Here is a 6270-nt window from a genome sequence, read left to right as displayed (position 1 = left end):
GGCCAGGCACCAGCGCTGGCCCTGGCAGACCAGCACCGGCAGGCGGCGCGGATCGAGCCGCCCCCAGCTCAAACGCACCGGCGCCACGCCGCTGATGCGCGCCCGCTGCAGCTGCTCGCGCAGCGCCTGCGGGCTGGCATCCACCGGGCCTAGCGCAGCGGCGGCCTGAACAAGCTCGGGCGGCTGGCCCAGCGCCTGCAGCAGCCGCCCCAAAACCGCCGCGTCGACCGGCGCTTCCTGATTCATCGTCTCATCCCTCATGCAATGGCGCGCCGGTCGGTGACAGGCCGGCCAGCGCATCGAGCGCCCCGGCAATGGCCTGGATCTGCAGCGCCTGCGTCAGGCGCTCGGAGCGCACCTGGGCTTGCTGCAGGCGCTGCTCGAACAGCTCGCGCTGGATGTTCAGCACATCCAGCCAGCTCTTGGTGCCGGCCTCGAACTGGCGTTTGTAGGACTGCAGCAGCGCGGCGAGCTCGGCCACCGACTCGGCCTGCAGATCCAGCAGCTCGGTCTGCAGGCGATGCTGGGCCAGCAGGCGCTGCAGCCGGCGTTGGACCTCGCTGCGCGCCGCCGCCAATCCCTGGCGCGCGGCTTCAAGCTGGGCCGAGGCCTGGGCGCTGCGGCTGCGCGTGGTCAGGCCCATACCGTCCAGGCTGGCCTCGAACACCAGGCTGAGCTGCTGGTCGTTGCGCCCCCCGGCCGGGCGGGCGGCCTCCGCCTGCAGATAGATCGTCGGCATGGCGGCGCTGCGGGTCTGCAGCAGGGCGGCCTCGGCCCGCGCGATCTGGGCCTGGCGCAGGCGCAGATCGGCACTGGCCGACAGGCCTTGGGACAGCAGCTGCTCGGCCGGTGCCAGCTCGGCCAGTTCGGCACCGGGCGGCAGCTCGGCAGCGATCTCGTCCTGGGTCAGTGCGCTCAACTCGGTGCGCGCGATCGCCAGCTCGGCCTGCTGGGACTGCTCGCGCGAGCGCGCCTGGGCAAGGCGCGTGGCCGCCAGGCCGATATCGGCGCGCGAGGCCAGCTGGCCTCGTTCGCGGCGCTGAATCTGCTCGTGCAGGGCCTGATGGGCCTGAGTGTTTTCGCGCGCGATCTGCAGGCGCTCGCGCTGGCCCAGTACCTGGGCATAGGCCGCCGCCGTCTGCTCCAGCAGCTGGCGCTGCACGCGCAGCAGATCGGCGCGCTCGCTGTCGGTCCCGGCATCGGCCAGGCGGATGCCGTCTTCGATGCGACCGAAGCTCCACACCGGCTGGCGGGCCCGCAGGCTGTAGGGCAGCTGGGCGCCGGCATTGCCGCGCCCGTCCTGGCCCTGGGCCTGCAGCGTCAGGCTGGGGAAGCGCTGGGCGCGGGCCGCATCGGCCGCATGGCCCTGAGCCTGCAGCTCGGCGCTCTTGCCCGCCACCGAGGGGTGTCGGCTCAGCGCCGAGCGCAGGGCCTGCTCAAGACCGTCGGGGCCCAGGGGCTGTGCCATTGCGGGCGCGCAGCCCAGCGCCGCCGCCACGCCCAGCCAGAAAATTCTCATGCGTCCTTCTCCTCCCGCGCTGGCTGACGCCAGTGCGCCGCACGCTGCGCATCTCCGGCCAGATCGCAAGCGCGCAGCAGATCGCTGCGCCAGTTCTTGTTCCAGGGGCAGCGCATCAAGCCCTGCTCCATCAACGCGATGCCATCGGCCAGATGACCTTTGCGCACATAGATCAGGCCCACCATGAAGTTGGCGGCGGCGTGCTCGGGCAGGTGGTGCAGCAGCTGCTGGAAGCGGTACTCGGCCTCGTCGAGCCGCTCCTCGCGATACAGCGCCACGCCGCTGTCCAGCAGGCCGGGCTCCGGCAGCGTCACCATATCGGTGATCGGCTGCCATTCGATCTTGGCATTGGTGCTGCGGATCAGCGGCGCGAGATGCTCGCGATAGCGCTCCCACCTGGCCTTCGATGTGGCATAGATCGGCTGGCGCACCTGCCAGACGCTGGCGGTCTTGACCGGCCGCTCCAGCTCGCTGAAGTTCAGCACCTGCGGCTCCCAGCCCACGCCGATGTAGTCCAGCATGCGTCGCGCCTGCCCCTCGGCATCGGCGACCACGTCCTCGTAGTTCACCTCCAGGATCTCGCCGGGAAACAGCTGCTGCCAGTGCTGCATCAGCAGATTGTGGTCGGCGGGCTGCTCGCCGCTCCAGCCCCGCTCGTAGGCGGAGCCCATGCCGCCGGGCGTGGCGGCGTAGTCGGGGAAGTAGTTGGAGATCGCGATATCGCGCGGATCGCGCCGCACCGAGATGATGCGGGCCCTCGGGAACAGCAGCTTGATCAGGCCGATGTTCTCGAAGTTGTGCGGCAGCTTGTCGATCACATGGCGGGCTTCTGGCGCGTAGTCCTGCAGCTCCTTGAGCATATTGGCGCTGATGCCCTTGCTCACCTCGACGCTCAGGTCGTCCACGCAGTCCGGGTAGTGCCGACCCGAGCCGGCGCGGCGTTCCCAGCGCTCCAGCCCGGCGATCACGCCGGGGATCTGGCCCAGCTCACCGGCGCCGTGGATCTGGCTGTGGCCGGCGAGGATCTGCTCAACCAGTGTGGTGCCTGAACGCGGCATGCCGAGCACGAAGACGGGCAGCGTCGAGCTGGCGCCCAGGCCAGGGCGGTGGTCGTACAGCGTGCGGCTGAAGGCATGGCGGATGCGAGCGCAGTACTGGCGGTGTGCTGCAGGGTCGTAGCTCAGCAACGCACGGCTGGCGGCATTGGATTCATCGGCCAGGGCGAAGGCCTTGGCATGATCCTGCCGTTGTTCCCAGGCTGTGGCCAGTTGCAGCAGTGGGCCCGGCTGCACCGGACCCTCTGCGCTGGGGCGGCGGGCCAGCGCTTCCAGCCGCTGCAGGGTCGCCTCATCTTCCGGAAGGCGTCTCGCGTTGATCAGCGCCGAATACCCGCGCGCCGGATCCAATGCCTTGACCTGCTCGAACAAGGCCACGGCCTCGTCAATGCGCCCCAACTGCATCTGCAACTGCCCCAGCCCTTGCAGGGCAGACAGCATCTGCGGTTGATCCTGCAGTGCCTGGCGATAACTCGCCTCGGCCTGGGCGAACTGCTGCTGCTGCGCCTGTACGGCCGCCAGTGCCACCTGCACCTGCGCTTGCCAGTCTCGGATTTGCCCGGCCTCGGCATCCACGCCGGGCCTGAGACCGTTAAGCTCGTCGAGCGCCTGCTGTACCACCTGTTGCGCCAGCGCAGCATCGGTCGGGGTCGCCATGCCGGCCAGTCGCAGACGCAGCGCCACGCTAGGCTGCTGCGCCTTTCTGGCCACAACGATGGCGCGGCGCAACAGGCTCATGGCCTGAGGTGTACGGCCTTGCAGCATGGCCAGCTCGGCCAGTTGCTGGTGAATCGGCAGGTGGTCGGGGCAATGGCCCAGTGCGCGCCGCAGCAGGTCCTCGGCCTGGGCATGCAGGCCACGCTCGGCCAGGCGCAGGGCGGTGCCCGACACCAGGGCGCACCAGGCGTCGTGGTGCAGTTGCGGCTGCTGCTCGTCAAGCCACATCTCGGCCGCGGCCAGATTGCCTTGGGCCAGATACAGGTCAAGGCGCACACCGCCCAGCCGCTGGGTGTGCACGCCGGCCTGCGCTTGCGGCCAATCGTTACGCTCGCCTGCCCAGAACGCATCCGCCTGAGCCAAAGTGCTTTCGGTGCGCTGAAGATCGCCCGCCTGCAGGTATATGCGCAACAGCTGCTCAAACACCAGCATGCGCGGTTGCAACGCCAGACTCTGCTCGTACAGGTGCTGCGCTGCTTCGGGTTCACGGCGCTGCAGATGGCAAGCCGCCAGACGGGCCAGCAGAAGTGCATGCCCGGAGGCCTGGGTGCGGGCAGACGTCAGCAGGGACTGGGCCGCATCCAGGTCCCCCATCAACAGGTGAACGGCGGCGAGATCAACGCGGGTGTCCACATCCAGCGCGTCAACGTCTGGCACTGCCGCGCCCAGCGCCGCAAGCACATCCCGGGCCGCCTGTACGTCCCCGAGATGGGCACAGGCCATCGCTAGCATCACCTGCTCGGCCGGGCTTGGTGCGGTGGCCGCGTTACAGGCTTCGCGCAGAAGTTCAAACTGCCGTTGTTCAGCCCAACGGCGCAGCAAAGGCATGGAAGTCACGGCGGGCGCAAGTGTCGGCAGGGTTCGGCCGGCAGGCGTCAGGCCAGGCCTTGAGAGGTCAGTACATTGGGAGCGCCAGCGGCGGCAAAGGAATGGAAATAGACCTGGTTGAGCGTATGGTCCGCATTGGGGTTGGCGCCCCAGACGCCGTTCCAGAGGTCGATTGCCGAAGTCACGAAGTTCGGCGTGACGCGACCGAGTCGTCCTGTATTCCAGAGCGTTGCGGCAAAATAGCCGCCAGCCGCCCAACTGCTGATGTTGGTGCGGTTGAACAACGCATTGACGGGACCACTGGCCCCAATCACGGCGGAGCCTGTTCCCACCAGCACGATCTTGTCGTCAGCGCCCAGGTTGTTCGCGCCCGACCAGAGGCCCCAACTGTCACTCGCGCCCGGGCCGTTGCCGTCGGTACTGAGCGCGTTGCTGTTGCTATGGACCCGAAGGTAGATGGTGTACGCGGTGCTCGCATCGAAGGTCCGGCTGCTGTGGCTGGAGTTCACCCCCTCGACCAGGTCAAACACCACGATGCTGGTGTTCACGGGCGGCGCCGAGGTGTCGATCACGATGGCCTCATTCGCCCCCAGCGAGCCGGCTCCACCAGGGCTGGGCAGGGTCAGCGTGGCGTTATTGCCGGCCGCGTCGCGGATGGTGCCGCCGTTGAGGCTTAGCGCAGCGGTGCTCAGGTAATCGAGATCGGCACTCGTGTCGCCGGCCTGGACCGTGTAGCTGAAGGTCAGCGTGTTGGTGCCGGTGCCGCCGCTGTAGTTCACGGCCCGGTCGGTCGTACCGGTTTCCAGGGTCAGCTGCGGCGTGCCGGTCACGGTCACCGATTCACTGAAGACGACCTGGATGCTGATCACCTGGCCGACGCCGTAGGAGCCGGCCGCGGTCGTGCTGCTGACGCTGCTGACGGTGGGATCGGTGGTGTCCACCCGGTAGCTGGCGTTATCAGCCACCAGGGCGTGGGTCAGCACCGCGTCGTTGCCGGCCGAGTCCGTGAGGGTGCCGCCGTTGAGGTCGAGCGCGTTGGCCGGCATCGCAATCCCGTTGGCGTCGGTCTGGCCGGCGAGGATGGTGTACTGGAACACCAGCGACGCCGTGCCCGTGCCCGAGACGTAATCGGCGTAGACCGTGTTGCCACCAATATTCAAGGCCAGGCGCGGCGTGCCACCGGCAGTATTGACCAACGTCGCTTCATTCATCCCCACCGTGACGCTGACCACGTCACCCGCATTCAGGGAGCTGCTCTGCACACCCGTGGCGCTGGTGATGGCCACGCTGCCGACACCCGGCGCCGTGGTGTCCACCAGGTAGCTGGCGTTGTCCGCCACCGCGCCATGGATCAAGGTGGCGTTGTTGTTGGCCGCGTCCCGCAGCGTGCCGCCATTGAGTTGCAGCGCATTCGCGCCAATACTGATGCCGTTGGCATCGGTGTCGCCGCCCTGCACCGTGTACTGGAATAGCAGCGCCGTGCCGCCGCTGCCAGAGACGTAGCTGGCCTGCACCGTGCTGCCGCCCACGTTCAGCGCCACCTGCGGCGTGCCGGTGACCGTGGTGGCCTCGCTCATCGTCACCGTGACGCTGACCACATCGCCGGCATTGAGCCGGTTGTTCTGGGCGCCCGTCGCTGCGCTGATGGCCACGCTGCTGACCGTCGGCGCGGTATCGTCCACGTCGTTGATCGCCAGGCTCACGGCCTGCTCGCTGGCATTGCCCGCCGCGTCGGTGGCGAGCACCGTAAAGCTATAGCTGGTCTTGGTCTCGTAATCGGGGTTGCCCGTCAGGCTCACCGCGCCAGTGCTGGCGTTGATGCTGAAGGCCGCATGATCGCCCACGGCCTTGAGGCTGTAGCTGATGGCGGCCGCGTCGGTGGCGGCTGCGGTGTAGATGGTCTGACCGGCGCCGCTGTTCTCGTTGATGGCCACCGCCGTGCCGCCCGAGCTGATGCTGGGCGCACTGGTGTCGACCAGGAAGCCCGCGTTGTCAGCCACCGCACCGTGAGCCAGGCTGGCCGCATTGCCGGCCGCGTCGCGCAGCGTGCCGCCATTGGGCTGCAGCGCGTTGGCGCCAATGCGGACGCCGTTGGTATCGGTATCGCCGTTTTGCACCGTGTAGCTGAACACCAGGGCCGTGCTGCCGCTG

Annotated in this window: 4 protein-coding genes; all 4 read right to left on the bottom strand. The window is 68.4% G+C overall.

The genetic code is table 11. The annotated features are described in order from the left end of the window. Nucleotides 1–246: hypothetical protein (locus PO768_RS22400; RefSeq protein ID WP_272647819.1), on the bottom strand; the 246-nt coding region annotated here is incomplete at its 3' end. Between the two features lie 4 nt (nt 247–250). Beyond that, nucleotides 251–1519: a TolC family protein gene (locus PO768_RS22395; RefSeq protein ID WP_272647818.1), complete on the bottom strand. Its 1269-nt coding sequence runs from the start codon at nt 1517–1519 to the stop codon at nt 251–253. Further along, nucleotides 1516–3519 (bottom strand): sulfotransferase, encoded by a 2004-nt coding sequence (locus tag PO768_RS22390; protein ID WP_336297781.1) that lies wholly within the window; start codon nt 3517–3519, stop codon nt 1516–1518. Before PO768_RS22390 ends, PO768_RS22395 begins: the two co-directional genes overlap by 4 nt. 647 nt (nt 3520–4166) lie before the next feature. Further along, a partial coding sequence (locus tag PO768_RS22385) for a beta strand repeat-containing protein (RefSeq protein WP_272647817.1) occupies nt 4167–6270 on the bottom strand: 2104 nt, incomplete at its 5' end.

The sequence above is a fragment of the Paucibacter sp. XJ19-41 genome (assembly GCF_028462495.1).
Taxonomy (GTDB): Bacteria; Pseudomonadota; Gammaproteobacteria; order Burkholderiales; family Burkholderiaceae_C; genus Roseateles_E.
Note: the sequence above shows the minus strand (reverse complement) of the source record. Positions and strands in the feature narration are given on the sequence as shown.

Excerpts from the sequence above, each read along its gene's own strand:
- PO768_RS22395 (WP_272647818.1), bottom strand. The coding sequence starts at position 1,519 with ATGAGAATTTTCTGGCTGGGCGTGGCGGCGGCGCTGGGCTGCGCGCCC.
- PO768_RS22390 (WP_336297781.1), bottom strand. The coding sequence starts at position 3,519 with ATGTGGCTTGACGAGCAGCAGCCGCAACTGCACCACGACGCCTGGTGC.